Raw genomic sequence first — 26,955 nt, 5'->3', positions numbered from 1 at the left:
TGAGTTCAACTTCATAGTGTTTCGGTGGTCATAGCGTTAGGGAAACGCCCGGTTACATTCCGAACCCGGAAGCTAAGCCTTTCAGCGCCGATGGTACTGCAGGGGGGACCCTGTGGGAGAGTAGGACACCGCCGAACAATTTTTAGCCTCAACCCCTGGACTGTGTCCGGGGGTTGAGGCATTTTTGCGTTCTCATGGAAGCCTGGCTGAACGCGCTGTACGCGTTCCGGGACGACGGCGACGGGACGCCGCGGGTGCCAGCCGGGACAAGCACGTCGCCGTCATCGACAACGCCGACGACCGGATGAACGTCCTCGTCTACCGGCGCGGTGCCGGCGGGGGAGCGGCTCGTGTGCGAGGTGTCGCTCTTCCGGTCCGCCCGTCATCGCTCGGCTTCGGGCGCAGTGTCGTCGGCGGGGCGGATCGACGGCTGGTACCTCACGGCCGTCGAGGTCCGCACCGGCGGGCGGGTCTTCTCGCGGCTGATCGGGACCGGGCTCGGCTACGACAACAACTGGGCGCCGGTCACGCTCGGGCCCGACCGCCTGGGCGCGGCCCCGAGCCCGGCCGGGGGCCTCCGGGTCACTCCATGGGCGGCATCTCGCCGACCGTCGTCCGGACGTCGATCACCGCGAACGCGGCGCCCTGGGGGTCGAGGACGGCGGCGAAGCGGCCGAAGGGGCTGTCCATGGGACCGAAGACCTTGCGGCCGCCGAGACGTTCGGCCGCGGTCACGGCGAGGTCGCAGTTGTCGACGGCGAAGTAGATCTGGATGTAGTTGGGGACCTCCGGCGGGAAGTCCTCGGCGGTCATCTTCATCCGGCCGAGGATCGGGTCGGCGCCGAGGTCGAAGACCTTGTAGTCCATGTCCTCGGCGGTCATCCTCTTGGTGTTGTAGCCGAAGACGTCGGTGAAGAAGGCGTCGGACTTCTCGGGCTCGCGGGTGAAGACCTCGGCCCAGACGAAGGAGCCGGTCTCCCCTTCGAGCTCGAAGCCCTCGTGGACGCCCGCCTGCCACAGGCCGAAGACCACGCCCGACGGGTCCGCGGCGATGCACATCGAGCCGAAGTCGCCCACCTTCATCGGCTCCATCAGGATCGTGCCGCCCGCCGCCCGGATCTTCGTCGCCGTGGCGGAGACGTCGTCCGAGGCCAAGTAGAGACACCAGGCGGACTGCGGAGGAGTGTCGCCGCCGGGCATCGGCGGGACGACGGCGGCGACCGCCTTGCCGTCCTTGTACGCCTGCGTGTAGTTGCCGAACTCCGTCGACGCCTCGCCGAACGTCCAGCCCAGGACGTCGGCGTAGAAGGTCTTGGCGCCCTCGGCATCGGTGAACATCGCGTCGGTCCAGACCGGGGTGCCCTCGGGTCGTGCGGCCATGACGAGACTCTCGCTTCCGATCGGTGACGTTTTGCGCGGCTTGTGGCCTTTGTCCACGCTAGTCACGACCGGCCCGGCCCGCGCGGTGGCGCGCGGACCGGCTCAGCGCGGGAGCCGGGTGAGGCCGTAGCGGTGGAACGGGGCGGTCGGCAGCGCCAGGTCCGGGCGCCAGGCGGCGAGGACCTGCGCGGACGGCAGGAACAGGGCCGACGGCAGCGCGTCGGGGGAGGTCCAGCGCCAGCGCTCGATCTTCTCGGGCTCGGCCACGGCCGGGGTGCCGGTGAAGGCGCGGACCACCGTCGCCGCCGTCAGCCGGGTCAGCTCCGAGGAGGTCACCGTGTCGAGGAGCAGGCCGATGACCTCGACGTCGGCCGGGTCGGCGCCGAGCGTGGTCTCCTCGGACAGCTCGCGGGCCGCGGCCTCCTCGATGGACTCGCCCGGCTCCACCGCTCCGCCCGGGAGCTCCCAGACGCCCGAGCGGTCCAGACCGAGCAGGACCCGGCCGTCGCCGTCGAGGACAACGATCCCGGCGCCCAGGGCGGCCCGGGGGGTCGGCGGGCGGGTGTTGCGGGAGGCGGCGGCGGGATCGGAGGCGTACACGTCGGGCGTCATGGGCCCTGTCTACCAGCCGGCGCCGACACTCGGTCGCCCGGCGGCGGGACGACGGCGACCGGGCAGGCGGCGTGGTGGAGGACCGCGTGCGCCACCGAGCCCACCAGGAGCTCGGCGATGCGGTGCCGGTGGTGGCGGCCCACGACGAGGAGCGCCGCCTCGGCGGAGGCGTCCACCAGGAGTCCCGCCGCGTCGCCCGGTGCCACCGTGCGGACCAGCTTCACGTCCGGGCGCCGCTCGGCGAAGGGGCGCAGCCGGGCCTCCTGCTCCCGCCGGGCCTCGGCGAGGAGCTCTTCCGTGTCGTCGGCGAGGGGCAGCGGCGGGGGCATCTGGAAGGCGGGGGAGGGGGCCGTGACCAGCGTGGACGGGTTCGGCGGGAGGCGCAGCCCGGTGATCGCCTCCAGGGGTGCGCGGCGGAGCGCGGCCGTCTCGAAGGCGAAGTCGATCACCTCGTCCGGGGTCTCCTCCGGGTGCAGGCCGAGGAGGACGCGGCCGGCGGCCGGGCCGCTGTCCAGGGAGGCGGTCCTCGCCTCGTGCGGGACCACCACCAGCGGGCAGGGGGAGTGGGCGGCGAGCGCGCGGCCGGTGGAGCCGAGGAGGAGGCTGGTGAAACCGCCGTGGCCGCGGGAGCCCGTCACGAGGAGGCGGGCGCCCCGGGCCGCCTCCGGCAGCACGTCGGCGACGGTACCGTCCAGGGACTCGTACCGTACGGGGATCGCGTGTCCCCGCTCCTCCACGACCGTCCGCACCGCGTCCAGGACGGTGTCCCGCAGCTCCGGCTCGGTGCCGAGGGAGGCGATCCTGGCCGCGCCCAGCTGGAGGGCGTCGGAGCGGACGTGGGCCACGACGAGCGGGGCGTCCAGGGCCTCCGCCTCGGCCAGGGCCCAGGACAGGGCGCGCAGGCTGTGCTCGGAGCCGTCCACGGCGGCCACCACGGGCGGATCGCTCTTCACGTTCATGAGGGAATGCCTCCCTCGGCCGGCGCCGCGCCACGCCGGTGGGTCAGGAGCGGATCAGGCGCCCTGCTCGCGGGCGGCGCGCTCGGCCTCGCGCTGGGCGTTGCGCTCCTTGATGCGGACGGTCTCCTTGCGGACGTCGGCCTGGGTGGCGCGCTCCTTGACCAGCCATTCCGGGGCCTCGGCCTTCAGGGCCTCGATCTGCTCGGTGGTGAGGGCCTCGGTGATCCCGCCGCGGGCGAGGCCCGAGATGGAGATGCCCAGCTTGGAGGCGACCACGGGGCGCGGGTGCGGGCCGTTCTGCCGGAGTTCCTGGAGCCAGGCCGGCGGGTTCGCCTGCAGCTCGTTCAGCTCGGCGCGCGAGACGACGCCCTCCTGGAAATCGGCGGGGGTGGCCTCAAGGTACACACCCAGCTTCTTGGCCGCGGTGGCCGGCTTCATCGTCTGGGAGTTCTGGTGCGACGTCATGGGGTCAAGGGTATCGAGCACACGGAGCTCCTCCGACCACGGCCGCCCTCCGACCTGCGCGGACGACCGGCGCGGACGGTCTCCGCCTACGGCGGCGCGGCGGGTAATCTTGCGGGGTGACAGACCTCCCGCTCGCCCCCGCCCCCGACGCCCCGGCCTTCCGGCTCGCCTTCGTGCCCGGAGTCACGCCCTCGAAGTGGGTGCGGACCTGGGAGCAGCGGCTGCCCGATGTGCCGCTCACGCTGGTGCAGGTGACGCCCGGGGAGGCCTTCGGGGCGCTGCGGGAGGGCGGTGCGGACGCCGCGCTGCTGCGGCTGCCGGTCGACGGCGAGGACCTGAGCGCGATCCCGCTGTACGAGGAGACCAGCGTGGTGGTCGTGCCCAAGGACCACCACTTCGCCGCCGCCGAGGAGCTGACCCCGGAGGACCTGGCCGAGGAGCTGGTCCTGCACCCGCTGGACGACACGCTGGGCTGGGACGGGTCGCCGCCCGGTCTGCCGGCGTTCCAGCGGCCGGAGACCACGGCCGACGCGATCGAGCTGGTCGCCGCCGGGGTGGGCGTGCTGGTCGTCCCGCAGTCGCTGGCCCGGCTGCACCACCGCAAGGACCTCACGTACCGCACGATCACCGGCGTGCCGCAGTCGCGGGTGGCGCTGTCCTGGCCGAAGGCCGAGGAGGCGCCCGACCTGGTCGAGGAGTTCATCGGAATCGTCCGCGGCCGGACCGTGAACAGCACCCGGGGGCGGCGCGCGGAGGAGCGGAAGGGGCAGAAGACCGTCGAGAAGTCGGGTCAGAAGCCCGGTCAGAGGTCCGGCCAGAAGCCTGGTCAGAAGTCCGGTCAGAAGCCGGCGAAGAAGGCGGCCGGGGCGAAGACGGCGCGCTCGGGGAAGCCCGCCCAGGGCAAGGGCGGTGCCGCGGGGCGCGCCGGGAAGCCCCGCCGCGGCCGCTGAGTCGGGCCCTCGGCATACTCCTCCTGATGATCAGGTGCCCGCCGCCCGGCGGCGGGCGGTGAGAACAGGAGAAGCCTTTGGCCGCCAGTTTCAGGACCGTCGTCGAGGTGGCGCCCGCCCATCTCGACGAGGCCCGGTCGATCGACCGGGTGTTCCAGGAGGCGATCGCCCCCGCCACCGTCAATTTCGACTTCGAGGCCATCCACCGGGCGGCCGCCGCCGTCCCGGACAGCACCATCGTCCGGATGGTGCGCGGCTGGGGCCTCAGGGAGCACGCGCCGCTGCTCGTCATGGTCCTCTCGCTGAAGGAGGCCGTCCGGCAGGCGCTGCCGGCCGAGTGCGCGGAGGCGGGCTTCTGGGAGACCGTGGAGCGGGAGCTGGTCGCCGCGTTCACCGGGCTCGGCGAGCAGCTGGGGCAGCCCGGTCTGTCGTTCTACGAGGAGTCCGAGGAGCGCACCCGCTACTACCGGGACCTGTTCTTCGCACTCCAGGAGGAGGGCGCGGGCGGTGACGCGCTGCACGCGCTCGCGTTCTGCGTGGACGTCACGGTCGAGCTGCCGAAGGAGCGGGTGCTCGGACTCGGGCTGACGGACGCGGCGCCGTTCGCCGTGGGTCTCAACGCGATCGTGCTGCGGCGTCCGCTGCCCGTCGCGGCCTGATCCGCCGTACGCGCCGGCCCGCCGTCCCGGGCCGGATCCTCAGCGGGGCCACGGCCCGAAGCCGTCCTCCGCCTTGCCGCTGCCGTTGCCGTCGGTGCTGTGGCGCCGGGCGACGAGCGGGACCACGAACCAGCAGAGCGCCAGCCAGAGCGCCATCACGACGACCAGCCACAGCGCGATCCCGTCGTCCAGGACCATGCGCATGATCAGCAGGAACGTCGACACCATCGTCAGGTAGAGCAGCCCCACGCCCACCAGCGTCAGGCGCCCCGCCCAGGAAACCGTCTGCGGTTTCAGCCGGCGCCCCGCCACCAGCCGGTGCACCGTGACCGGCGCGACGAGCGCCCCGGTGGTCGCCGCTCCCAGAAACACCGTGACCACGTAGATGATCCGGTCCGTCGTGCCCAGCTCCGCGAAGCGCGGCTGGAAGACGACGGCGACGAGGAAGCCGAACAGGATCTGGGTGCCGGTCTGGGCCACCCGCAGTTCCTGGAGGAGTTCGTTCCAGCGGCGGTCCGCCCGCTGCGCCGGGCTCTCCCCGCGGCCGTCGTCGTGACGGACCCGGTCGTCGGTGTTCATACAAGGCGGGTGCCCTCGCCCCCGCCCCGTATGCCCGGATCAGCCCATCGGACCGCGCAGCCGGCCCCGGCGGGCCGCCGCGACCAGTTCGGGGACCGTCGCGAGCTTGACGCGCGGACGGCCCGTGGCCGCGCCCCGGGCGCGTTCGGCCCGGTCGATGGCGGCGAGGCCGCGGGCGTCGACGAGCCGCCCGGTGCGGCCCCGGGCGAGGCGGGCGAAGGCCTTCGCGGAGCCGGCGGGCTTCGGGAGGCGGCCGTCGACCGCGTCGGCGAGCAGGCTGCCGACGGTCTCCGCCGCGCAGGCGCGGTTGGCGCCGATGCCGCCGGAGGGGCCGCGCTTGATCCAGCCGACGACGTACGTGCCGGTCATGCCCTCGACGCGGCCGGCGGTGTGCGGGACGGTGCCGGTGGCCTCGTCGAAGGGCAGCCCGGCGAGCGGTACGCCCCGGTAGCCGATGGCCCGGACGAGGAGGCCGGCCGGGATGTCGGCGCCGCCCTCGGGGCCGCCGGCGCGGACCGCGCGGACCGCGTCCTCGCCGAGGGCCGCCTCGGGGGCCGAGTGGAAGCGGAGGACGATCCGGCGGCGGCCGGTGCCGGGGCCTGCGGCCCAGTCGACGGACTCGCAGGCCGTGTCCTTGAGGAGGGCGGCCTTGTCGCCGGGGGCCGCCGCGTCGATGGCCTCGGCGATCCGGGGGTCGTGGGTGTCGACGACGAGGTCGACGCCGGGGAGGTGGCCGAGGGCGAGGAGCTCGGAGGCGGTGTACGCGGCGTCCTCGGGGCCGCGCCGGCCGAGCAGCACCACCTCGCGGACCCGCGAGCCGCGCAGGGCGGCGAGCGCGTGGTCGGCGATGTCGGTGCCGGCGAGGGCGGCCGGGTCGGTGACGAGGACGCGGGCGACGTCGAGGGCGACGTTGCCGGTGCCGACGATCACGACCCGCTCGGTGGCGCCGAGGGAGACGGCGCCGGGCGCGGTCTCCGGGTGGGCGTTGTACCAGGAGACGAGGGAGGTCGCGGAGAGGCTGCCGGGCAGGTCCTCGCCCGGGATGCCGAGGCGCCGGTCGGACGGGGCGCCGACCGCGTACACGACCGCGTCGTGGTGGGCGGCCAGCTCCTCGGGGCTGACGTCCTTGCCGATCTCCACGCCGAGCCGGACGGTGGCCCGGGGGTGGGTGTGGAAGCGGGCGAGGCTGTCGCCCGCGCCCTTGGTGCCCGGGTGGTCGGGGGCCACGCCGTAGCGGACCAGGCCGCCGGCGACCGGGAGCCGGTCGATGAGGGTGACCTCGGCGTTGGTGTGCAGGAGCAGGTCCTCGGCGGCGTACATGCCGGCCGGTCCCGTGCCGACGACGGCGACCCGGATCGGGGCGAAGTCGGAGGGCAGCGAGCGGCCGAAGGAGGGCTCGCCCCAGGGGTGGAAGGTGGGGGAGGCGAGGACGGGGGCGGCCTCGCGGCCCTCGAAGTGGGCGGCGTTGATCGCCTCGTACCGCTTCAGGGGCTCGGTGAGTCGGTCGACCGGGAAGATCGCGTCGACCGGGCAGGCGTCGGCGCAGGCGCCGCAGTCGATGCAGCTCTTCGGGTCGATGTAGAGCATCTCGGTGGTGCCGAAGTCCGGCTCCTCGGGCGTCGGGTGGATGCAGTTGACCGGGCAGACGGCGACGCAGGTGGCGTCGGAGCAGCAGGTCTGGGTGATGGCGTAGGTCATGGTGGCGGCTCGGCTCGGCTCGTCGGGGTCGGACTCGGGGTCGGACGCGGGGCGGACTCGGGTCGGAGTCGGGGCGGAGCCGCGGTCAGATGAGGTGGGCGCGCCGGTAGAAGCGGACGGCCGGCCGGGTCAGCATGCCGACGTCGCCGAGGAACTCCATGAGGCCGGAGCAGCTGGCGCGCAGCCGGGCCTTGTAGTGCTCGTTGGCGGCGGCCTCGCGGCGGGCGCGCTCGGGGTCGAGCCCGGCCCGGACGTACACCTCGGGGTTCACCAGGCTGGTGATGATGTAGTACGCGGCGATGGCGACGATCAGCGCCTGGAAGTGGCGGCGGGCGCGGCTCGCGCCGGCGAGGTTGCGGCGGGTCTCGTCCCGGGCGAACTTCATGTGCCGGGACTCCTCGACGACGTGGATGTTGTTGATGGTCCGCACGAAGGGGACCACCCGCTCGTCGCGCATCCAGTCGCGCTGCATGACGTCGAGGACCTCCTCGGCGACGAGGATGCCGGCGTACGCGGCCTCGCCGAAGCCGACGGTCTTCATCACCCGGCCGAGCTCCATGATGGCGCGCCTGGGCCGGTAGGCGGGGGCGCCGAGCTTCTGGGAGCCGCGGGCGAACATGATCGAGTGGCGGCACTCGTCGGCGATCTCGGTGAGCGCCCACTGGAAGCGGGGGTCGGTGTGGTCGGTGCGGTAGATGTCCCGGAGCACCAGCTGCTGGAGGATCATCTCGAACCAGATGCCGGTGGAGGCGACGGAGGCGGACTCCTGGCGGGTCAGCTCCTTCTGCTGCTCCTCGGTCATCTCGTTCCAGTAGGCGGTGCCGTAGAGGCTGTTCCACTCCGGGCTCTGGCCGTGGAAGTCCTTGTCGAGCGGGGTGTCCCAGTCGACCTCGACGGCGGGGTCGTAGCTGAGCTTGGCCGCCGACCGGAGGAGCCGCTCGGCGACGTCGTCCTGGTCGTGGTTGTCCGGGCGCACGGTGCTGCTGGCCATCGTTGCGGCTCCTTGGGTCACGCGGTCGGCTCGTGGTCGTTCCATGGCTTGTTAGACAATGCGTCTAGCAAGCTTGTTAGACGGAACGTATAGCAAGGGTGTCGCGCGGGCTACCCCTCGGTACGGGATTTCTCGTCCGGACATGCCGAAGGGGCCGGAGCGCGATCTGCTCCGGCCCCTTCGGTCCGACCGTCAGAAGGTCAGGTTCCAGGCGTCGATCTTCCCGGTGTCCGCGTTGGCGTTGTCGTTGACGCGGAGCTTCCAGGTCCCGTTCGCGACCTCGGAGGAGGCGTTGACGGTGTACGTCTGGGCGATGTTGTCGGCGGAGCCGCCGGTCCGGTTGTGCAGGGTGTAGACCGAGCCGTCGGGGGCGATCAGGTCCACCTTCAGGTCACCGATGTAGGTGTGCTTGATGTCCACGCCCACCTTGAGGGTGGCCGGGGCGTTGCCGGTGACGCCGCTGACGGTGACCGGGCTCTCGACCGTGGTGTTGTCGGAGATCGTCACGTCGGTGAGGTTCTCGAAGTACTTCCCGGGCGGGGGCGGGGTCGAGCCTCCGACGGCCTTCAGGGCGTCCACGCGGCCCTCGCCGAAGAAGCTGTTCTTCGCCGTGGTGCCGGTGCAGCGGGAGTCCGAGGGGCAGGCCAGGTCGGTGGCCTGCTCGCCGAGCTTGGCCCGCAGGTCCGCCGGGGTGTACGCCGGGTTGGCGCTCGCCATCAGGGCGGCGACGCCCGCGACGTGCGGGGAGGCCATCGACGTACCGCTCAGCGAGGAGTACTTGCCGCCGGGGACGGTGCTGTAGACCGACTCGCCGGGCGCCGAGACCTCGATGACGTCACGGCCGTAGTTGGAGAAGGACGCCTTGGACGTGCCGCTGGTGCCGTTGGCGGCGACCGTGACCACGCCCGGCAGCTCGGCCGGGATGTCGAGGCAGTCGTTGGTGATCGTCCGGGTCACCGGGGTCGAGTCGTTGGGGCTCGACGAGTCGGTGGTCTTGTTGGCGAGGTCGACGTTGGAGTTGCCGGCCGCCGCGACCTGGAGCGAGCCCTTGCCCTCGGCGTAGGCCTGGGCGCGGCCCACGCCCTCCAGGATGGCCGCCTGGTCGAGGTTGTTCGGGCAGTTGAACTGCCACGGGTCGGTGTAGTAGCTGTTGTTGGTGACCTTGAAGCCGTGGTCACCGGACCACACCAGGCCGCAGATGGTGTTCTCGGCGAAGAAGAGGGTGCTGCCGGGCTCGGCGATGCGCACCGAGGAGATCTTCACGCCCGGCGCGACGCCGATGGCGCCCTTGCCGTTCTTGGCCGCCGCGACCGTGCCGGCCACGTGGGTGCCGTGCTTGTCGACGTCGCGCCAGGCGCCGACGCGGGTGTCCGCCTTGCCGTAGGCGCAGGAGACCGAGTCGGCGGCGTTGAAGTTCGGCGCCAGGTCCTGGTGCTGGTCGTCGACGCCGGTGTCCAGGATGCCGACCTTGACCGAGGCGGAGCCCGGGTTGACGGCCCAGGCCTGGTCGGCCTTGATCTGGGTCATGTCCGAGCGGAGGGGCTCCGTGGACGGGGCCGCGGCCTGCGACGGGTTGGCCGGGAGGGCCGGGTTGTACGCGTCGGCCGGGACGTCCGAGGTGCGGGTCGCGCCGACCTTCTGCACGCCCGCGACGCCACGCATGGTGGTGGCGAAGGAGGCGGAGGTCGAGTGGGCGACGATCACACCGATGGCGTCGAAGGAGGAGAAGACCGAACCGCCGTTCGCGGCCACGGCGTTGCGGACCGCGGTGGTGTCACCGGGGGTGGTGATCACCAGGTAGGCGCGGGTGCCGGCGGCCCAGGCGGCGGACGCCGCGGGGGCCGCGGCGGGAGCCTGCTGCGTGGCCCGCGCGTTCGCGGTGAACGTCGCGAGCGGCTCGTTGTCGATCGGGGCGGCCTGGGCGAGCGAGACCGGGCCCGTGAGCGCCAGGGTCGTGCCGAGGGCGGTCGCCGCGAGTCTCATCCGGCCGGATATGTGGGAAAGCAAAGCGTCCTCCGATGGCCCGGTGGCGCGGGTGGCGCCGGCCGGGCCCTGTGATGTGTGGGGTGGACGCAAGATCCCAGACGGGCGGCGCGGAGGGAAGTCTTCTGTCCGACAAGCCCGTTCATGTAACAAAATCTTGATTTGAACATGGCGAAAAGGGGCGGATTTCCGTCTCCGCCCCCTTCCGTGCGCGTGCGCCTACTTCAGGTAGGGGCCCGCAGTGCCGATCTTCCCGGGCCCGTTCAGGACGTACACCCGGAGGTTGCCCTTGCCGGGCGCGCCGACCGTGAGGGTGCCGTCGGAGACCGTCTTCACGTCGCCGGTGACGGCGTCGGTGTACGTGCCGTTCGGGATGCCGTTGTACGTGGCGCCGCCCGAGACGGTGACGAGGGCGAAGCTGTCCGTCGAGCCGCTGGTGTAGCGGCGCTTGAACGCCATGCCGCCCGAGATGCCCTCGGTGGAGTACTGGCCCATCTGGAGCGCGGGGATCGCCCGGCGGATCTCGTTGAGCCGCTGGACGTGCTTGACCAGGGGCTGCTGGAGGGTGGTCGCGACCTGGCCGCTCGCCTCGGAGACCTTCGAGAAGTCGGAGGCGGTGACGGTGCCGGCGACGTGGTCGCCGTAGTAGGCGCGGCCGGTGGTGGCCAGCGGGCAGGTGGGCCCGCAGTCGATCTTCTTGCCCTTCTGGAACTCGATCTCGGAGCCGTAGTAGAGCGTCGGGATGCCTCGGAAGGTCCACATCAGGGACATGTTCTCGGCCCAGGCGTCGGTGCCGCCGGTGTACCGCTCGCTCGACTTGTTCGGGCCGTAGTCGTGGCTGTCGACGTACACGACGTTGTAGGTGGCGTCGTTGTAACTGTCGTCCGAGTCCTTGCCGTTGGAGAAGGCGTTGTACGCGTCACCGAAGTTCATGTGCATCCGCATGTCGATGACGTTCATGCCGGAGAAGCGGCTGTGGTCGGGCGCGTGGTAGCTGTTGCCGTTCAGGAAGGCGTTGGTGGAGGTGGGCTGGTTGCCGGTGCCCTGCTGCTGCTCGTAGTCGTACATCTCCAGGGCGGCCCTGGTGTCGTCGGCGTCGTACTCCTTGCGCTCCTTCCAGGTGAAGAACTGCGCGGAGTGGTTCACCGAGCCGCGGTTCCACTTGTCGTTGACGAAGGCCGCGACCTCGCCGAAGACGAAGAAGTTCTTCGCCGCCTCGGCGCCGTGCCGCTGGGCGACCCGCTCCTGGATCGCGGGGAGGAAGCGGCGGTTCCAGGTGGTGCGCGGGATGTGCACGGCGGTGTCGACGCGGAAGCCGTCCACCCCCATGTCGATGTACTTGTCGTACGCGCCGATCAGGTAGTTCTGGACGGTCGCGTTCTCGGTGTCGAAGTCCGCCAGGTCCTCGTGCAGCCAGCAGGAGCGCGAGTCCTCGCCCTCCCAGTTGCCGATCCAGCACTGGTGGAAGAGCTCCTTCGGGAACATGCCCGAAGTGGGGCTCGGCCACTGGCAGTTGTAGAGGGTGTAGCCCTCGGCGCTCTTCCCGCCGGTGGGCTTGCCCCAGTTGACGCAGGTGTTGCCGGTGGGCTCGGCCGTCGACCACAGGTCGCCGTTGTAGTACGACTTGCCGGTCTTCGGGTCGATCGTCAGGCCGTCGTACTCGAAGCCGGGCTGCTTCTCGTCGTAGTACCAGCTCCACTGGCTGTCCCGGACGCCGTACACGGTCGGCGTGAACAGGCCCTTGGCGCCCCAGCGCGAGGAGTGGTTGTAGACGACGTCCTGGTAGATCTTCATGCCCTTGGCGTGGGCGGCGTCGATGAGGTCCTGGTAGGAGGCGCCGGCCGACTCCAGGCGCGGGTCGACCTTGTAGAAGTCGTAGCCGTGGTAGTCGTAGTCCGAGCGGCCCAGCACCACCGGGGTGACCCAGACGGCGGAGAAGCCGAGGCCCTTGATGTAGTCGAGCTTCTGGACCAGGCCCTTGAAGTCGCCCCGGAACATGGGGTCGTCGTTCGCGGCGTTCCCCGACTTCACGTGCTGGCTGCCGCCCCGGTTGTTGGAGGCGTCGCCGTCGTAGAAGCGGGCGGTGAGGACGAAGTAGATCGGGTCCTTGCGCGGATCGGTGCCGAGCGGCTTGCCGTTCGCCGGAGCGGTGGGCCTGTCGCCGGTGGTGGCGGTGGCCGGCGCGGAGGCGGCCGAGACGTTCCCGGCGGCGTCCACCGCCTTCACCGTGTAGGTGTACGCGGTGCGTTCGGCGAGGTTCGTGTCGGAGAAGACCGTCGAGCCGACGTCCGTGACGACCGTGCCGGTCGTGCCGCCGACCCGGGTGACCTGGTACTTCGTCACGCCCCTGTCGTCGGTGGCGGCGTCCCAGGCGAGCAGTACGGAGACGCCGTCGGCGGTCGCGGTGAGGCCGGCCGGGGCGGTGGGCGCCTGGGTGTCGGGCGGGGTGGCGGCGCAGGGGTCGGTGGCGTTCGCGGTCACCACCCGGTCCCGGACGGTGGAGGTGCCGGTGCCGATCGCGTAGTCGGCGCCGCCGTTGTTGTCCCACACGCCGTTGCCGTTGTTGAAGGCGGCCTTGAGGGAGGTGGCGGAGCCGAGGTCCAGCTCCCGCTTCCACCAGCCGGTGCAGGCGGCCGTCATGCCGAGACCGGGCACGGCCGTCCACGCGCCGCCGGCCGGCTGGTAGTGGACGTTCACCGTCGACCAGCCGAGGGAGGCCGAGGAGTAGTACACCGTCGCCTTGTTCGCGGTCGGCGGGGGCGTGTCGGCGCAGGGGTCGGAGTGGGCGACGACGCCGTCCTTCACGGTGATGTTCCCCGTGCCCAGCGCGTAGTTCTCGCCGCCGTTGTTGTCCCAGGTGCCGGTGCCGTTGTTGAAGGTGGCCTGGAACCCGGCGGCGGAGCCGAGGCTGACGGTCCTCTTCACCCAGTCGGTACAGGCGGGCTCCATCGCGGTGCCGGGGACGGTGGTCCAGGATCCGCCGTCGGGCGCCCAATGGAGGTTGTAGGCCGACCAGTTCTTCGTCCTGGTCCAGTAGTAGACGGTGGCCGTGTTCTCGGCGACGGCCGCCGCCGGGGCGGCGTCGAGGGGCGGGGCGGCGGTGCCGGCGGCGCCGGGCGGCGCGGCCACCAGGCCGGCGAGGCCGGCCGCGGCGCCGAGCAGCGCGAGCGCGCGCCCGCGCCGCCGTGTGCGGGTGGGGGTCATGCGGATCTCCAGACGGGGGCGCGCCGGGGTGGAGGGCCGGTGGCGAACTGGGGATCGGCCCCCATGGAAGCGCGTGCGGAAAATTGCGGAAAGTTCTTGCGTCGGCCGGAAGTTACCCCTGTGGGACGCGCGCGTAAAGAGTCCGCGTCGAAGCGGTTCGAATGCTGGGACGGCTGCCGCGTTCAGCGCGCGGGGCTCAGTCCTGCTTCAGGTACGGCGCCAGGAGGGTGCGCCAGGACGCGTCGATGCGCCGGTACTCCGCCGGGCAGAGCGCGGCGCGGTCGCGGGGCAGCACCCCGTCCGGGTTGCCCTCCGCGTCCACCGCGTCGGCGAACCGCCCGGGATCGGAGCCGTACAGCCAGCACGCCCAGTCGAAGAAGCGCTGCGCGTCGAGGGAGTGGACGTCGGAGTACGCGGCCACCCCCGGGTCGCCGCCCTCGGACGCCGCCCAGAGCGCGCCCCAGGCGTTGACGGTGGAGACCGCGTAGTCGGCGTGGCGCTCGTCGCCGGAGGCGAGCAGGAGGACGGCCAGCTGGTCGACCGCGTCCTCCTCGCGGCCGGTGACGGGCAGGTCGTAGAGGTCGACGAGGGCGTGGCCGAGCTCGTGGAGGAGCACGCCGTGGGAGAGGCCGACGACGTCCTCGTCGATGGACCCGCGGGCGGCCGCCCGCTCGGCCGGGGTTCCGTCGCCGGCGGCGCGGGTGAAGACCCGGCGGGCGTCGGCCACGAAGCCGTAGCAGTAGGTGATGCGCCCGGTGGCCTCGTCCCAGAAGGGGTTGGGTGCCGCGCAGTGGCACGTCGTGGGGGAGCGCGATCCGCGCGCCGGCGTAGGCGGCGGCGTCCTCCAGGATCCGCCGCTCGCGCAGGAAGGCGAGGGCGGTGCGCTCCTCGGGGGTGCGCGGCTCCTCGTACCCGACGACGAGCCGGCCCGTGCCCGGGGAGGGGGTCGCCGGGGTCGCGGCGCAGCCGGTGAGCAGGGCCGTCGCGGTCAGGGCGAGCGCGGTCAGGGCCGCCGTGGTCAGGGTTGCCGCGGTCGGGGCGAGGGGCGGGCGGTGGACGCGGGCGGCGGCGGGCATCGGCGGCACCTCGTCTCGTGGGCGTCCCTGCCGACGAGCCTGGCCGCAGCCGGCGCCGTCGGCGAGCCCGCGGCGCCGTCCGGGTGAGCCGGGCGGCGGGCGCCGGGGCCTCAGGAGCGGGGCCAGGGGCGGCCCTCCAGCCGCTCGATGTCCCGGTTGAAGCGCTCCAGGAACCCGGCGAAGACGGTGACGTCCTCCGGGGACCAGTGCTCCATGATCCGTTCGAGCCCGCCGACGTTGAAGGAGCGGTCGGCCTCCAGGCGGCGCTCGCCCTCCTCCGTGATGCGGAACTTGCGGGCGATGCCGCCGTCCGGGTCGGGGATGCGCTCCACGACCCCGGCGCGGAGCATCGCCGCCGTCTGCCGGTTGAGGGTGGAGGCGTCGAGCCCGAAGGCGTCCGTGAGCTGGCCGATGGACATGGGCCCGTGCATCCGGATCCGGGTGAGGAGCACGTACGCGCTGCGGTCGAGGCCGCCGGCGCCGACCCGGGTGCGCGGCGCGTGGAGGTGCGAGTGCCGGCTCAGCAGCATCGTCTCGAACTCGACGCGGTCGGTGGGCTTCTCCACGGGCTTGTCCACGGGCTTGTCCATGGGGTCATTCTCCCCTGCGAGGGAATGGTGTGCGGCATGCATAACTTGTGCATCATGCACTTGCTATGCATCATGCATCGAGTGTGCATGATGCACAAGCTTCGCTCGCTTCCATGACCGACCTCAGGGAGACACCCGTGGACCGCGCCCAGACCGACGTACGCCCCGGAGGCGTCGTCGGCGTCCTCGCCTTCGCCGGCATCGTGGCGGCACTCATGCAGACGCTCGTGGTGCCGCTCATCGGCGACCTGCCACGGCTCCTGCACACCGGCGCCGACGACGCCTCGTGGGTGATCACCGCCACCCTCCTCGCCGCCGCCGTCGCCACCCCCGTCGCCGGCCGCCTCGGCGACACCCTCGGCAAGCGGACCGTGCTGCTCGCCTCCACCGTCCCGCTGATCGCGGGCTCCGTCGTCTGCGCCCTCGCCGACTCCGTCGTCCCGATGATCGTCGGCCGCGGACTCCAGGGCCTCGGCATGGGCGTCGTCCCCGTCGGCATCAGCCTGCTCAGGGACGTCCTGCCGCCCGAGCGGCTCGGCGGCTCCATCGCCCTCATGAGCGCCTCCATGGGCGTCGGCGGCGCCCTGGGCCTGCCGTTCTCCGCCGCCGTCGCCGAACACGCCAGCTGGCGCGTCCTCTTCTGGGTCGCCGCCGGCCTCAGCGCCGCCGTCGCCGTCCTCGTGCACCGGCTCGTCCCGGCCGGCCGCCGCCACCCGAACCCCGGCCGCTTCGACCTGCCCGGCGCCCTCGGCCTCGGCGCCGGTCTCGTCTCCCTGCTGCTCGCCGTCTCCAAGGGCGCGACCTGGGGCTGGGGCAGCGCCACCACCCTCGGCCTCTTCGCCGCCGCCGCGGTCGTCCTGCTCGCCTGGGGCCTCTGGGAGCTGCGCACCCGCGACCCGCTCGTCGACCTGCGGGTCACCGCCCGCCCTGTCGTCCTGCTGACCAACCTCGCCTCGGTGCTCGTCGGCTTCTCCATGTACGCCCAGTCGCTGGTCGTCCCGCAGCTCCTCCAGCTCCCCGAGGCCACCGGCTACGGTCTGGGCCGGTCGATGATGGAGATGGGCCTGTGGATGGCCCCGGCGGGCCTCGCGATGATGGCGCTCGCCCCGCTCGGCGCCAAGCTGTCCGCCGCCCGCGGCCCCAAGGTCACCCTCTCCGTCGGCGCCCTCGTCATCTCCGCCGGCTACGCCTCCTCGCTCGCCCTGATGGGCTCCACCTGGGGCCTGCTCGTCGTCACCCTGATCTGCAACACCGGCGTCGGCCTGGCGTACGGGGCGATGCCCGCGCTCATCATGGGCTCCGTGCCCGCGGAGGAGACCGCCTCCGCCAACAGCTTCAACACCCTGATGCGGTCCATCGGCACCTCGGTCTCCGCGGCCGTCATCGGCGTCGTCCTCGCCCAGATGACCACCACGCTCGGCGCCCACACCCTGCCGTCCGAGGACGGCTTCCGGGCCGCCCTGCTCATCGGCGCCGGCGTCGCCCTCCTCGCCGCGCTCATCGCCGCCCTCATCCCGGCCCGGCACACCCCCGCCGACGACGCCCCCGCCGAGGCCCCCGCGCCGCGGACCGCCCGCGCCGCCTGAGCCAGGGCGGCGGGTGCGGAGCCGGTACGGGCAGGGGTACGGGTACGAGGACGCCGGCCCCGTACCCGTACCCCTGCCCGTACCGCTCACTCCGTCCCGTCCGCCTCCAGTGTGAACAGCGCCCCGTCCGGGTCCCGGACCACCACCCGGCGTTCGTCCCCGCCGGTCTCCGGCTCCCGGGCGCCGCCCCACTCGCCGCCCGGCACCACCAGACCGCCGTGCTCCGTCACCGCCGCCACCGAGGCCGTCAGGTCCGGCACCCGGAACCGCACCAGCCAGCGCGGCCGCAGCTGCGGCCGGGGCGAGGCGGCCTCCACCGGACCGCTGTCGAGGCGCGCCACCGGCACCCCGCCCCGGCGCAGCACCACCCGGTCCTCCTCGTACGAGGTCTCGCAGCAGCCGGGCGTGTCCTCCGCCCAGCGCAGCACCCCGCCGTAGAACACGGCCGCGTCGAGGGCGTCCCGGGCGTGCAGCTCCACCCACGCCGGGGCGCCCCGCTCGCCCACGTGCCAGCGCGACACCAGGCGACCCTCCCACACCGCGAACGCGGCCCCGTCCCGGTCCGTGGCCAGCGCCACCCGCCCCTGCGGCGGGTACGCCACCGGGCCCACGCCCACCGTGCCGCCCCGCTCCCTGATCCGCGCCACCGCCGCGTCCGCGTCGTCCACCGCGAAGAACACCGTCCACGCCACCGGCACCGCCAGCTCGGCCGCGACGGCGGCGATCCCCGCGACCGGCACCCCGTCCCGCTCGCCCACCGCGTACGCCGAGCCCGCTTCCAGCCTGCCCGGCCGGAACGTCCAGCCCAGCACCGCGCCGTAGAACCGCTCCGCCGCGCCCAGATCCCGCGTCGCCAGACTCAGCCAGCACGGCGCGCCCAGCGCCTCCGCCGTCGTCGGCCCCGTCACCGGACCACCTCCTCTAGCGAGCGCCCGCCGCCCGGACGCCACCCCGCGCGCCTTCCCCGGCCCGGGACCCCGCACACCCCACGTCACCCTGACGGCCCCCTCCCCTCAGGCCGCGGCCCGGGGCGCCGCCAGGGCCTGCGTGAGGTGGTGGTGCAGAAGGCCGAGGGCCGGCCGGTCCGGCGGGAGGAGGAGCGCGGCCAGCTTCCAGTAGCGGGCCATCACCGTCGTCTCCTCCCGGGCCAGCAGGCCGGCGAGGCGCCGGCGGAACGCGGGCGAGTCGGGCTCCCCGAGGGCCCGCGCGTACGCCTCGGCGAAGCAGTCCAGGACGCCGCGGCCGGCGGGCGGCCGACCCGCCCGCACCTCCGCGCCCGCCAGGTCGTACGCCTCCGCCAGACCCTCGTACAGGACGGCCGGGCGGTAGCGCTCGCCCGGCAGCGGCGGGCCCGGCGCCCGCTCAGGCCGCGGATCCGAGACCAGGCCGCGCAGCAGGGCGAAGGCCCGCACCTGCGCGGGCGTCGGGTCGTCCGGCGGCAGCGGCACCACCTCGTCCAGGACCCGGGCCACCAGGGGCGACGGCAGGCGCACCGGGAGCGAGCGCCGCCAGAAGCGGACCACCGCGTCCGTGTCCGGCGGCAGCGGACCGGCTCCCAACAGGGGCAGCAGCTCGGCGCGTTCGGGCCCCTCGCACTCCGCGAGGAGCAGCAGCGACGCCTCCCGCCACGCCAGGGCCGCCCGCTCGCGCGCCACGCCCCGCAGCTCCCCGGCCACCACGTCCGCGAGCCGGCCCTCGTCCTCAAGGGCCCGCGCCACCTCCGGCACGGCGAGGCCCAGGGCGCGCAGCGAGCGGATCTCCCGCAGCCGGGCCAGCGCGCCGGGGCCGTACCGGCGGTGACCGCCGCCGCTGCGCCCGGCCTCCGGCAGCAGCCCCCGGTCCGAGTAGTACCGGACGGTCTTCACCGTCACGCCGGCCCGCCCGGCCAGCTCGCCGATGCTCCACGTCCCGTCGCCCGCGCCCGTCACCCCGCACCTCCACCGCCTGCCCCGGTCCCCGCGTCCGGGGTGGAATCTCCCCCTGGGGGAGTTCCTAGTCTGCCGGAGGCCGCTGGGGCCACGAGACGCGAGGAGGCGACGATGACGGCGTTCGTACTGGTGGGGGGCGCGTTCACCGGCGGATGGGTGTGGGACGGGGTCGCGGAGAAGCTGCGGGAAGCCGGGAGCCTGGCGTATCCGGTGACCCTGGACGGCCGACCGGACGCCGGACTCGGCACGCACGTGGGGGAGTTGATCGCACTCCTCGACCGGATCGACGAGCCGGACGTCGTCCTCGTCGGACACGACTACGGCATCCACCCCGTCCTCGGCGCCGCCGACCGGCGGGCGGACCGCGTCTCCCGGGTGGTGTACGTCGCCGCAGGGCTCCCCTCCGACGGGGACCCCGCCCTGCTCCTCGTCCGCGACGAGGAGGTCCGCGCCCGGCTCGGCCACGACCCCTCGCCGCTGCCGCCGCCCCGGGGGCCGGAGTGGGCGCGCTGGGGGAGCCTCGACGGGCTCTCCGCCGAGGACCTGGACCGCCTGGACCGGCTCGCGGTGCCGCAGCCGGCCCGCACCCTCACCGAACCCCTCCGGCTCGGCGGCGGCCTCGACCGGGTGCCGTCCGCCGCCGTGATGTGCACGGGCGACGGGCCGGGCGTCGACGTCGTCGAGATGCTGGTCCGCACCGGCCCCCCGCGCTTCCGGAAACTGGCCGGACCCGGCTACGCCTTTTTCGAACTCGCCGCCGGACACTGGCCGATGCTCTCGCACCCGGCCGAACTCGCCGACCTGCTCCTGCGGGCGGCCTCGGGCGAGGGCCGCCGCATCACCCTCGGCGACGAGCAACCCCCCTACGAACAGCAGGAGTTCCTGCTCCCCGTGCCGGAGCTGCCGTACGAGCGGTACGACCGCCTCGACGTGTACGCCCCCGACGCGGAGGGACGGTGGCCGGCCGTGCTCCTCGTCCACGGCGGGCCCGTCGACGCCGACCGCGTCCCCACTCCGCGCGACACCCCCTTCTACCGGGGCTACGCCCGCCACCTCGCCGGCCTCGGCGTCGTCGGCGCCACCGTCGACCACCGGCTGTACGCCCTCACCGACTACGCCCGCGCCGCCGACGACGTCACCGAGGCCCTCGAAAGGCTCCGCGCCCACCCCCGGGTCGACCCGGACCGCGTCGCGCTCTGGATCTTCTCCGGCGGCGGCCTGCTCGCCGCGCACTGGCTGGCGTCACCCCCGCCGTGGCTGCGCTGCCTCGCCCTCTCGTACCCCGTCCTCGCCACCCCGCCCGGCTGGGAGACCGTCGAGTCGCGCTTCCGCCCCGCCGAAGCGCTCGCGGGCGCGGGACGGCTGCCCGTGGTCCTGGTGCGCGCCGGGCGGGAACACCCGGCCTTCGCGGTGACGGTGGAGGAGTTCCTCGCCGCCGCCGGGAAGCACGGCACGGACGTCGAGATCGTCGACGTGCCCGACGGCCGGCACGGCTTCGAGGCCCTCGACCGCACCGACGCCTCACGGGACGCCGTCGGCCGCGCCGTCCGGGCGGTACTGCACCGGGTGACCGGGTGACCGGTGACCGGTGAGCGAGTCAGCAGGTGGCCGGGGTGGCCGGGGTGACCGATGTGACCGGGGTGACCGGCTGAACGGCGGGCCGGGATCGTGGTGCCGCCCCCCGACGGCACCACGAGTTCATGAGCGGCCGACCACCTGGGCCGGGTCCCAGCCCCTGCGCGGCACCGAGCCCAACAGGAGCCGAGTGTAGGGGTGTTCGGGCTCGCCGAGGACACGGTCGACCGAACCCGCCTCCACCACCCGGCCCGACCTGAGCACGAGCACCTCGTCCGCGACGTGCCGCACCACCGCCAGGTCGTGGGTGACGAAGAGGTAGCCGATGCCCGCCTCGCGGCGGATCTCCCGCAGCAGCTCCAGGATCTGCGCCTGGATCGACACGTCGAGCGCGGCGACCGCCTCGTCGAGCACGAGCACCCGGGGCTCCACCGCCAGCGCGCGGGCGATCGCGACGCGCTGGCGCTGGCCGCCGGAGAGCCCGCGCGGCAGCGCCGCCGCCTCCCGGGCGCCGAGCCCGACCTGGTCCAGGAGGTCGGCGACCCGGGCCTCGCGGGCGGCGGCGTCCAGGGAGGTGTGCAGGCGCAGCACCTCGTCGAGGCAGCCGCGCACCGGGATCCGCGGGTCGAGCGAGAGGTACGGGTCCTGGAAGACCATCTGGATCTCCCGTGCCCGGGCGAGCCGTTCGGCCCGTCCCCGCGCCCGTGCCGAACGGTCCCGGCCGTCGAGCCGGACCGTGCCGGCGTCGGCCCGCTCCAGACCGACCAGCATCCGCACCGTCGTCGTCTTGCCGCTGCCGGACTCGCCGACGATCGCCAGCGAGCCTCCGGCCGGCAGCGTGAACGACACGCCGTCGACCGCGAGATGACCGCCGTACCGCTTCCGCAGGCCCTCGACGACGAGGCCCCGCTCCCTCGGCTTCGTCACAGGTCGATCCCTTCGTCGGCGCGGAGGCACGCGGCGAACCCCTCGCCGTGGCGTGCCAGTTCGGGCTTCTCCTCGTCGCACCGCGCCACCGCGTGCGCGCAGCGGGACGCGAAGGCGCAGCCGGGCGGCGACTCCGCCAGCGACACCGGACGGCCCGGGATCGGACGCGGCGCGGGCGCACCGGCCTCGATCCGGGGCGTACAGGCCAGCAGACCGGCCGTGTACGGGTGGCGGGGGCGGTCGAACAGCTCGCCGGTGGACCGGGTCTCCACGATCCGGCCCGCGTACATCACGTACACCCGGTCGCAGATCGCCGAGGCCAGCTCCAGGTCGTGGGTGACGAAGAGCATGCCGGTGCCCCGCTCGGCCCGCAGCCGCGCCAGGATCGAGATGACCTCGGCCTGGGTGGTGACGTCCAGGGCGGTGGTCGGCTCGTCGGCGACGAGCAGCGCCGGCTCGGCGGCGAGCGCGGCGGCGATCACGACCCGCTGCAGCATGCCGCCGGAGAGCTGGTGCGGGTGGCGGCGCAGCGCCCCGCGCGGGTCCCGGATGCCGACCGCGGCCAGGAGCTCCTCGGCGCGGGCGGTGGCCTTCGCCGCCGGTGTGCCCGACGCCCGCAGGCCCTCGGTGAGGAAGTCGCCGACCCGGCGCAGCGGATTCACGGAGGCGCGCGGGTCCTGGAAGACCATCGCGACCTCCCGGGCGCGCAGCGCGGCGAGCCGCCCCCGGTCCATGGTGAGGACGTCGGCGCCGTTCACCCGGACCTGCCCGGTGGTGCGGGAGCCCTTGGGCAGCAGGCCGAGGACGCTGCGGCAGGCGACGGACTTGCCGGAGCCGGACTCGCCGACCAGGCCGACGGTCTCCCCGGCGCGCACGGTCAGGCTGACGCAGTCGAGGATCGGCCGGGCGGCCCGGTCGTCGGGGAGCCGGAGTTCGAGGCCGTCGATCTCCAGGACGGGCGGGTGTGTCTGGTGGGTCATGGGTTCACTTCTCCCGACGGGCGATGCGGTCGGCGAGGCCCTCGCCGACGATGCCGAAGGCGACCACCGCGAGCACGACGCACACGGACGGCGCGAGCGCCGGCAGCATCGCCCCTTGGAGGACGGCGCCCTGGCCCTCGTTGATCATGGCACCCCAGTCGGCCGTCGGCGGCTGCACGCCGAAGCCGAGGAACGACAGGGCCGCCAGGTCCATCAGCGCGTAGCCGAAGTTCATCGCCGACTGCGCGAAGACCGTCGGCGCGATGTTCGGCAGCAGGTGCCGTACGCAGACCGTCCAGCCCGACCAGCCCTGCACCACGTACGCCTCGATGTACGGCCGCGCCTTCTCCTGCCGGGCGATGCCGCGCACGAGCCGTCCCACGTACGGCGTGTACGCGACGGCCATGGCGATCACCGGGGCGGTCATGCCGGGGCCGGTGACGGCGACCAGCAGGATCGCCAGCATCAGCCCGGGGACGGAGAACACCAGGTCCATCGCCCGGGACAGGAGCGTGTCGGCCCAGCCGCCGCGCCAGGCCGCCACCACGCCGAGGAGGGTCCCGAGCAGGGTGGAGACGGCGACCACGAGGAGCGGTCCGAGGAGTCCCGTGCGGGCGCCGTACAGCAGCCGGGACAGGACGTCGCGCCCGGACTGGTCGGTGCCGAGGAGGTGGTCGCCGGAGGTGCCGACCAGGCTGGCTCCCAGGTCCAGGGCCTCGGGGTCGTACGGGGCGAGCAGCGGCGCGCACACGGCGACGAGGACGAGCGCGGCGAGCACCGCGACCGAGGCCGTGAACAGCGGACCCTGCCCGAGGAGGCGCAGCCTCCGCAGGCCGGGCCTGCGGTACGGCACCGTGGTGAGGGTGGTGGTCATGAGGAGCCTTCCCCGGGGGAGAGACGGGGGTCGATGAGGGGGGCGAGGAGGTCGACCGCGAGGTTGACGAGGACGAACGCCGCCACGCTGAGCAGGGTGACCGCCTGCACGACCGCGAAGTCCTGGGACGTCACCGACTGCACGAGCAGCGAGCCGAGGCCGGGCACGTCGAAGGCGGTCTCCACGATCGCGGTGCTGATCAGCAGGCCGGCGAGCATGGTGCCGCCGACGGTGACGACCGGTCCGAGCGCGTTCCGCAGCACGTGCCGGCGGACCACGCTCCGGCCGGCGACGCCCCGCGCACGGGCCACCTCCACGTGCTCGCGGCCCAGTTCGTCCAGCATCGCCGAGCGGGTGACCCGGGCGAGCAGGCCCGCGAAGGTGAGGGCGAGCGCGAAGGCCGGCAGGGTCAGCTGGTGGAGCCGCGGCCCCAGGCCCTCGGCGGCCCCGCCGCCCGGCCCCGGGAACCAGCCCAGCTGCACGGAGAAGACCGAGACCAGGGCGATCGCGGTGACGAAGGACGGGGTGGCGGTGGCCACGCCCGTGCCGATGAGCACGGTCCTGTCGACGAGGCCGGGGCGGAGCGCGGCGAGGATTCCGGCGCCGACGCCGACGACGGCGACGAGCAGCGCCGCGTACCCGACGAGGAGGGCGGTGCCGGGCAGCCGCGAACCGAGGAGCGCGGTGACGTCCTGGTGGTACTGGGCCGAGCGGCCGAGGTCGCCGGTGAGGACGCCCCCGAGCCACGTGCCGTACTGGACCACCAGCGGGTCGTCCAGGTGGTGTTCGGCGCGCAGGGCCGCCACGGCCTCGGGGGTCGCGGGGCGGCCGTGCAGCAGGAAGGTGACCGGGTCGCCGGGGGCGAGGTGCACGGTGCCGAAGACGACGACCGAGGTCACGAACAGGACCGCCACCAGGCCGAGGAGCCGGCCGACGAGGAAGCGGGTCATGACTGCGCGGCCCCGATCGTCGCGGCCCATGGGTAGTACAGCTGGGAGATGCCCGTCGGCGCGCCGGTGATCCGCTTGCCGAGGAAGACCGAGTAGGGCGCCTCGTACACCGGGATGATCGGCAGCTCGCGCAGCGCGATCTCCTGGACCTCGGCGGTCAGTTGGGTGCGCTTGGCGGGATCGTACTCGGTGTTGGCGCGGTCGAAGGCGAGGTCGTACTCGGCGTTGGACCAGTTGCCGTAGTTCCCGAAGTCGCCGGTGCGCAGGTACTGGTAGAACTCCAGCGGGTCCGGGGTGTTGTCGTAGCCGTTGGTGATGACCAGGTCGAGCCCGTCGCGGGCGGCCGGGTCCACGAAGATGTTGCCGTACGCGTCCGGGGAGACCGGCTGGAGCTTCACGTCCAGGCCGATCTGGCGGCCGGCGGCCTGCACGGCGTTGGCGACGACACTGATCTCGGGGGCCATCGAACTGGTCGCGATCGTCACCCTCTTGCCGGTGGCACCGGCCTCCTCGACCAGCTTCTTCGCCGCCGCCACGTCGTAGTCGGGCTCGGGCAGCGTGTCGTACAGCGTGGCCGTCTTCTCCGGGACGAGCGACCAGGCGCCGCGCGCGGCGGGCGCCTTGGCCGGCACGCCGACGCCGCCGGCGGCGGCCTTGACGATGTTCTTCCGGTCGAGCGCCATCGACAGCGCCCGGCGGACCCGCAGGTCGCCGAGGGTGCCCTTGAAGTTCGTGACCGCGAGGTCGGCGGCGGCCGTGTTGGGGCCGAAGAGGAGCGAGCCCTTGCCGCTGGTGCGCAGCTGCGCGAAGGAGGAGGACGGCACCATGTAGCCGCCGTCGGCGGTGCCGGAGAGGAAGGCGTTGGCGCGGGCCGCGGCGTCCTCGATGAAGGTGAACTTCACCGACTCCGACTTCGGGGCGAGCTTCTCGTCCCAGTAGTCGGCGTTCCTCTTCAGGGTGATGCTGTCGCCCTGCGCCCACTTCTCCAGGGAGAAGGGGCCGGTGCAGTTCAGCTTGCCCTTGGGGGTGCCGTAGTCCTTCCCCTCCTTCGCGAGGGAGGCGGCGCTGACGACGGTGCCGGGGGAGGCGGCGAGCAGCTCGTGGAAGAGCGCGTCGGCCTTGCCGAGCTTGATCGTCACCTCCAGCGGGCCCGTCTTCTCGATGGCGTCGACGGTCTTGAAGGCGGAGCCCCACGGGGAGCCGGTGGCCGGGTCCATCTGCCGCTTCAGAGAGGCGACGACGTCGTCCGCGGTCATCACCGTGCCGTCGTGGAACTTCACGCCGGACCGCAGGGTGTAGACGAGGGTGCGCGGGTCGGGCCGCTCCCACTTCACGGCCAGACCGGGTTCGATCCTGAGGTCGGGGGTGACCCGCAGCAACTGCTCGCAGACGTTGGCGAGGACGGTGTTCGGCGGGTAGTCGTACGCCAGGGCGTAGTCGAGCGTGTACGGCTCCGCGTACAGCGACCACGTGAAGGAGTCGAGCGGGCCCTTGGCGGCCGGCGAGGTGGGGGAGACCTTGTAGTCGGCTCCGCCGCCGGTGCCCTGGCGCGGCTGTGCGGCACCGGAGCAGGCGGTGAGGGAGGCCGCGACGGCGGCGGTACAGACGAATGCGATGAATCTGGGCGTGCGCATGCAGACCCACCCCTTTACGGGTGTAGTGACGGGCGCTGGGGGGATGGAGCGAGTATTGATGCGGGAACGTTCCCGCACAAGGGTTCCAGCGAGTTTGCGGGAACGGTTTTCCAAAGGTCAGAGGGGTGGCAGCATCAGCACCATGACCGAAGCCTCAGAGCATGACGGAGCGACCCCGGAGCGTGGCGGGCAGGCCGCGGGGTGGAGTGGCGGCGGAACCGGCGAACGGCGTCAGGGAAGCGGCCGGGCGGCCGCGCCGGCCTCACCGGTCGCGCCGGCCGCGCCGCGCGTCCGGCTCGTCGACGTCGCCCGCGAGGCCGGCCTCTCCAAGACCACCGTGTCGGCGGCCCTCAACGGCACCGGCCGGCTCTCCCCCGAGGTCCGGGAGAAGGCCCGCGAGACCGCGCGCCGCATGGGCTACCGGCCCAACGCCACCGCGCGCCAGCTGCGCGCGGGACGGGCCCGGCTCATCGGCTACGTGGTCGGCGAACTGGCCGACACCCCGTGGACCTTCCTGGAGTCGCCGTACTTCGCCCGGCTCACCGGGGCCACCGCCGCCACCGCGCTCGCGCGCGGGTACGCGGTGGTGCTGCTGCCCGCCGGCTCGCTGCAGAGCGAGTGGGCGGCGCTGCCCCTCGACGCCGTGGTCGTCGCCGACCCCGTCGCCGACGACCGCATCGTCGAGGACCTGCTGGCCGCCCGCATCCCGGTCTTCAGCGACCGGTCCGTCGAGGGCCGGCCCGGCGCCCACTGGGTGGACGTCGACGCGGACGCCGCCGTCCGGGAGACCCTGGACCACCTCCACGCCCAGGGCGCCCGCCGCCCGGTCCTCGTCGTCCCGGACAGCACCACCCGCTTCCACCGCGAGGTGGAGGCCGCGCACCGGACGTGGTGCGCCGCCCACGGGCTGCCGGAGCGGACCGTACACGTTGCCGAACCCGGCAACGGACCGGTCATCCAGGCCGTGGAGACCGCCCTGGCCACCGGACCCGACCGCCCCGACGCCCTCCTGGTGGTCGCCGAGGCCAGCCCGCCGCTCGTCCTGGACGCGGCCCGACGCCACGGCTACGACGTGCCCGGCGACCTCCTCCTCGTCTGCGTCAGCGAGGACGAGACCGCCGTCCACACCCAGCCGCCGGTGACGACCCTGAGCCTGCGCCCCGACGCGGTCGCCGAGGCGGGGATCGCCCACCTCGTCGCCGTACTGGAACAGGGGCTGCGGGAGACGGGCGGGGCGCTCGTACCGGTGAGGCTGGAGGTGCGGGGGTCGTCGGTGCGGGAGGGGTAGGGGCCGTGCGGGATCCTGGATCCAATGTCCTGGATCCGGGGTTCGATGTCTTGGATCCAAGATCCTG

23 protein-coding genes and 1 rRNA gene are annotated in these 26,955 nt (G+C 73.5%); 6 read left to right on the top strand and 18 right to left on the bottom strand.

The genetic code is table 11. From position 1 onward, the window contains the following. Nucleotides 1-20: 20 nt before the first annotated feature. Nucleotides 21-137, top strand: a 5S ribosomal RNA gene (gene rrf / locus HHL19_RS24170). Between the two features lie 445 nt (nucleotides 138-582). Here the strand turns inward: rrf and HHL19_RS24165 are convergent. From HHL19_RS24165 to HHL19_RS24150, 4 genes are all read right to left on the bottom strand, one after another. Further along, a complete protein-coding gene (locus HHL19_RS24165) occupies nucleotides 583-1,380 on the bottom strand; it encodes a VOC family protein (RefSeq protein WP_169092384.1) in 798 nt (265 codons plus the stop codon). 102 nt (nucleotides 1,381-1,482) lie between these two features. Beyond that, a complete protein-coding gene (locus tag HHL19_RS24160) occupies nucleotides 1,483-1,992 on the bottom strand; it encodes an NUDIX domain-containing protein (protein ID WP_169092383.1) in 510 nt (169 codons plus the stop codon). Further along, entirely contained in the window at nucleotides 1,989-2,951 is a 963-nt protein-coding gene (locus tag HHL19_RS24155) for a universal stress protein (protein WP_169092382.1), read from the bottom strand. Before HHL19_RS24155 ends, HHL19_RS24160 begins: the two co-directional genes overlap by 4 nt. 54 nt (nucleotides 2,952-3,005) lie before the next feature. Next, a complete protein-coding gene (locus HHL19_RS24150; RefSeq protein WP_169092381.1) occupies nucleotides 3,006-3,416 on the bottom strand; it encodes a DUF5997 family protein in 411 nt (136 codons plus the stop codon). A gap of 116 nt (nucleotides 3,417-3,532) precedes the next feature. Here HHL19_RS24150 and HHL19_RS24145 point away from each other — a divergent pair, with 116 nt between their 5' ends. Further along, a complete protein-coding gene (locus tag HHL19_RS24145; protein ID WP_169092380.1) occupies nucleotides 3,533-4,366 on the top strand; it encodes a LysR substrate-binding domain-containing protein in 834 nt (277 codons plus the stop codon). Nucleotides 4,367-4,443: 77 nt separating this feature from the next. Further along, nucleotides 4,444-5,025, top strand: coding sequence for a Type-2Aa cytolytic delta-endotoxin (locus HHL19_RS24140; protein ID WP_169092379.1), 582 nt, complete (start codon nucleotides 4,444-4,446; stop codon nucleotides 5,023-5,025). 39 nt (nucleotides 5,026-5,064) lie between these two features. Here HHL19_RS24140 and HHL19_RS24135 read toward each other — a convergent pair whose 3' ends face one another. The 7 genes from HHL19_RS24135 to HHL19_RS24105 form a co-directional block, all read right to left on the bottom strand. Continuing rightward, nucleotides 5,065-5,604: a DUF6328 family protein gene (locus tag HHL19_RS24135; RefSeq protein WP_169092378.1), complete on the bottom strand. Its 540-nt coding sequence runs from the start codon at nucleotides 5,602-5,604 to the stop codon at nucleotides 5,065-5,067. A gap of 39 nt (nucleotides 5,605-5,643) precedes the next feature. Further along, nucleotides 5,644-7,302, bottom strand: a complete 1,659-nt coding sequence (locus HHL19_RS24130; protein ID WP_169092377.1) for an FAD-dependent oxidoreductase — start codon at nucleotides 7,300-7,302, stop codon at nucleotides 5,644-5,646. 85 nt (nucleotides 7,303-7,387) lie between these two features. Continuing rightward, the gene (locus HHL19_RS24125; RefSeq protein ID WP_169092376.1) at nucleotides 7,388-8,293 is read right to left on the bottom strand and encodes a diiron oxygenase; all 906 of its coding nucleotides are present in this window, start codon (nucleotides 8,291-8,293) and stop codon (nucleotides 7,388-7,390) included. 192 nt (nucleotides 8,294-8,485) lie between these two features. Beyond that, nucleotides 8,486-10,276 carry a S8 family serine peptidase gene (locus HHL19_RS24120; RefSeq protein WP_169092375.1) on the bottom strand — a complete coding sequence of 597 codons (1,791 nt, stop codon included), beginning with the start codon at nucleotides 10,274-10,276 and terminating at the stop codon, nucleotides 8,486-8,488. A 219-nt stretch (nucleotides 10,277-10,495) separates the two neighbouring features. Next, nucleotides 10,496-13,480 (bottom strand): carbohydrate binding domain-containing protein, encoded by a 2,985-nt coding sequence (locus HHL19_RS24115; RefSeq protein ID WP_169092374.1) that lies wholly within the window; start codon nucleotides 13,478-13,480, stop codon nucleotides 10,496-10,498. A gap of 196 nt (nucleotides 13,481-13,676) precedes the next feature. Further along, a complete protein-coding gene (locus tag HHL19_RS37650; RefSeq protein WP_346768404.1) occupies nucleotides 13,677-14,228 on the bottom strand; it encodes a DUF4344 domain-containing metallopeptidase in 552 nt (183 codons plus the stop codon). A gap of 438 nt (nucleotides 14,229-14,666) precedes the next feature. Further along, nucleotides 14,667-15,122 carry a MarR family transcriptional regulator gene (locus HHL19_RS24105; protein WP_346768403.1) on the bottom strand — a complete coding sequence of 152 codons (456 nt, stop codon included), beginning with the start codon at nucleotides 15,120-15,122 and terminating at the stop codon, nucleotides 14,667-14,669. A 137-nt stretch (nucleotides 15,123-15,259) separates the two neighbouring features. Between HHL19_RS24105 and HHL19_RS24100 the strand changes: the two genes are divergently transcribed. Beyond that, nucleotides 15,260-16,732 carry an MFS transporter gene (locus HHL19_RS24100; protein WP_169092373.1) on the top strand — a complete coding sequence of 491 codons (1,473 nt, stop codon included), beginning with the start codon at nucleotides 15,260-15,262 and terminating at the stop codon, nucleotides 16,730-16,732. 86 nt (nucleotides 16,733-16,818) lie between these two features. Here HHL19_RS24100 and HHL19_RS24095 read toward each other — a convergent pair whose 3' ends face one another. Then, nucleotides 16,819-17,640 carry a VOC family protein gene (locus HHL19_RS24095; protein WP_169092372.1) on the bottom strand — a complete coding sequence of 274 codons (822 nt, stop codon included), beginning with the start codon at nucleotides 17,638-17,640 and terminating at the stop codon, nucleotides 16,819-16,821. 105 nt (nucleotides 17,641-17,745) lie between these two features. Further along, a complete protein-coding gene (locus HHL19_RS24090; RefSeq protein ID WP_169092371.1) occupies nucleotides 17,746-18,660 on the bottom strand; it encodes a MerR family transcriptional regulator in 915 nt (304 codons plus the stop codon). A gap of 111 nt (nucleotides 18,661-18,771) precedes the next feature. On the opposite strand from HHL19_RS24090, the gene HHL19_RS24085 reads away from it, so the two are divergent. Next, nucleotides 18,772-20,238, top strand: a complete 1,467-nt coding sequence (locus tag HHL19_RS24085) for an alpha/beta fold hydrolase (protein ID WP_169092370.1) — start codon at nucleotides 18,772-18,774, stop codon at nucleotides 20,236-20,238. A 120-nt stretch (nucleotides 20,239-20,358) separates the two neighbouring features. Here HHL19_RS24085 and HHL19_RS24080 read toward each other — a convergent pair whose 3' ends face one another. The 5 genes from HHL19_RS24080 to HHL19_RS24060 are packed head-to-tail and all read right to left on the bottom strand — an operon-like array spanning nucleotide 20,359 to nucleotide 25,600. Beyond that, complete coding sequence (locus tag HHL19_RS24080; RefSeq protein ID WP_240981851.1) at nucleotides 20,359-21,123, bottom strand: ATP-binding cassette domain-containing protein; 765 nt, start codon at nucleotides 21,121-21,123, stop codon at nucleotides 20,359-20,361. A 35-nt stretch (nucleotides 21,124-21,158) separates the two neighbouring features. Then, entirely contained in the window at nucleotides 21,159-22,142 is a 984-nt protein-coding gene (locus tag HHL19_RS24075) for an ABC transporter ATP-binding protein (RefSeq protein ID WP_169092368.1), read from the bottom strand. Nucleotides 22,143-22,146: 4 nt separating this feature from the next. Next, on the bottom strand, nucleotides 22,147-23,016 hold the full coding sequence (locus tag HHL19_RS24070; protein ID WP_169092367.1) for an ABC transporter permease: 870 nt from the start codon (nucleotides 23,014-23,016) through the stop codon (nucleotides 22,147-22,149). Next, entirely contained in the window at nucleotides 23,013-23,966 is a 954-nt protein-coding gene (locus tag HHL19_RS24065; protein ID WP_169092366.1) for an ABC transporter permease, read from the bottom strand. The genes HHL19_RS24070 and HHL19_RS24065 overlap by 4 nt, the downstream gene beginning before the upstream one ends. Next, complete coding sequence (locus HHL19_RS24060) at nucleotides 23,963-25,600, bottom strand: ABC transporter substrate-binding protein (RefSeq protein ID WP_169092365.1); 1,638 nt, start codon at nucleotides 25,598-25,600, stop codon at nucleotides 23,963-23,965. Before HHL19_RS24060 ends, HHL19_RS24065 begins: the two co-directional genes overlap by 4 nt. Before the next feature lie 142 nt (nucleotides 25,601-25,742). On the opposite strand from HHL19_RS24060, the gene HHL19_RS24055 reads away from it, so the two are divergent. After that, nucleotides 25,743-26,888, top strand: a complete 1,146-nt coding sequence (locus tag HHL19_RS24055) for a LacI family DNA-binding transcriptional regulator (protein ID WP_169092364.1) — start codon at nucleotides 25,743-25,745, stop codon at nucleotides 26,886-26,888. Nucleotides 26,889-26,955: the final 67 nt, after the last annotated feature.

The sequence above is a fragment of the Streptomyces sp. R302 genome, assembly GCF_012927245.1.
Taxonomy (GTDB): Bacteria; Actinomycetota; Actinomycetes; order Streptomycetales; family Streptomycetaceae; genus Streptomyces.
Note: the sequence above shows the minus strand (reverse complement) of the source record. Positions and strands in the feature narration are given on the sequence as shown.

What these genes read in the sequence shown, in the direction of transcription:
- HHL19_RS24165 (WP_169092384.1), bottom strand. Translation starts at nt 1,380, where the DNA reads ATGGCCGCACGACCCGAGGGCACCCCGGTCTGGACCGACGCGATGTTC.
- HHL19_RS24160 (WP_169092383.1), bottom strand. Translation starts at nt 1,992, where the DNA reads ATGACGCCCGACGTGTACGCCTCCGATCCCGCCGCCGCCTCCCGCAAC.
- HHL19_RS24155 (WP_169092382.1), bottom strand. Translation starts at nt 2,951, where the DNA reads ATGAACGTGAAGAGCGATCCGCCCGTGGTGGCCGCCGTGGACGGCTCC.
- HHL19_RS24150 (WP_169092381.1), bottom strand. Translation starts at nt 3,416, where the DNA reads ATGACGTCGCACCAGAACTCCCAGACGATGAAGCCGGCCACCGCGGCC.
- HHL19_RS24135 (WP_169092378.1), bottom strand. Translation starts at nt 5,604, where the DNA reads ATGAACACCGACGACCGGGTCCGTCACGACGACGGCCGCGGGGAGAGC.
- HHL19_RS24130 (WP_169092377.1), bottom strand. Translation starts at nt 7,302, where the DNA reads ATGACCTACGCCATCACCCAGACCTGCTGCTCCGACGCCACCTGCGTC.
- HHL19_RS24125 (WP_169092376.1), bottom strand. Translation starts at nt 8,293, where the DNA reads ATGGCCAGCAGCACCGTGCGCCCGGACAACCACGACCAGGACGACGTC.
- HHL19_RS24120 (WP_169092375.1), bottom strand. Translation starts at nt 10,276, where the DNA reads ATGAGACTCGCGGCGACCGCCCTCGGCACGACCCTGGCGCTCACGGGC.
- HHL19_RS24115 (WP_169092374.1), bottom strand. Translation starts at nt 13,480, where the DNA reads ATGACCCCCACCCGCACACGGCGGCGCGGGCGCGCGCTCGCGCTGCTC.
- HHL19_RS24100 (WP_169092373.1), top strand. Translation starts at nt 15,260, where the DNA reads ATGACCGACCTCAGGGAGACACCCGTGGACCGCGCCCAGACCGACGTA.
- HHL19_RS24085 (WP_169092370.1), top strand. Translation starts at nt 18,772, where the DNA reads ATGACGGCGTTCGTACTGGTGGGGGGCGCGTTCACCGGCGGATGGGTG.
- HHL19_RS24075 (WP_169092368.1), bottom strand. Translation starts at nt 22,142, where the DNA reads ATGACCCACCAGACACACCCGCCCGTCCTGGAGATCGACGGCCTCGAA.
- HHL19_RS24070 (WP_169092367.1), bottom strand. Translation starts at nt 23,016, where the DNA reads ATGACCACCACCCTCACCACGGTGCCGTACCGCAGGCCCGGCCTGCGG.
- HHL19_RS24065 (WP_169092366.1), bottom strand. Translation starts at nt 23,966, where the DNA reads ATGACCCGCTTCCTCGTCGGCCGGCTCCTCGGCCTGGTGGCGGTCCTG.
- HHL19_RS24060 (WP_169092365.1), bottom strand. Translation starts at nt 25,600, where the DNA reads ATGCGCACGCCCAGATTCATCGCATTCGTCTGTACCGCCGCCGTCGCG.
- HHL19_RS24055 (WP_169092364.1), top strand. Translation starts at nt 25,743, where the DNA reads ATGACCGAAGCCTCAGAGCATGACGGAGCGACCCCGGAGCGTGGCGGG.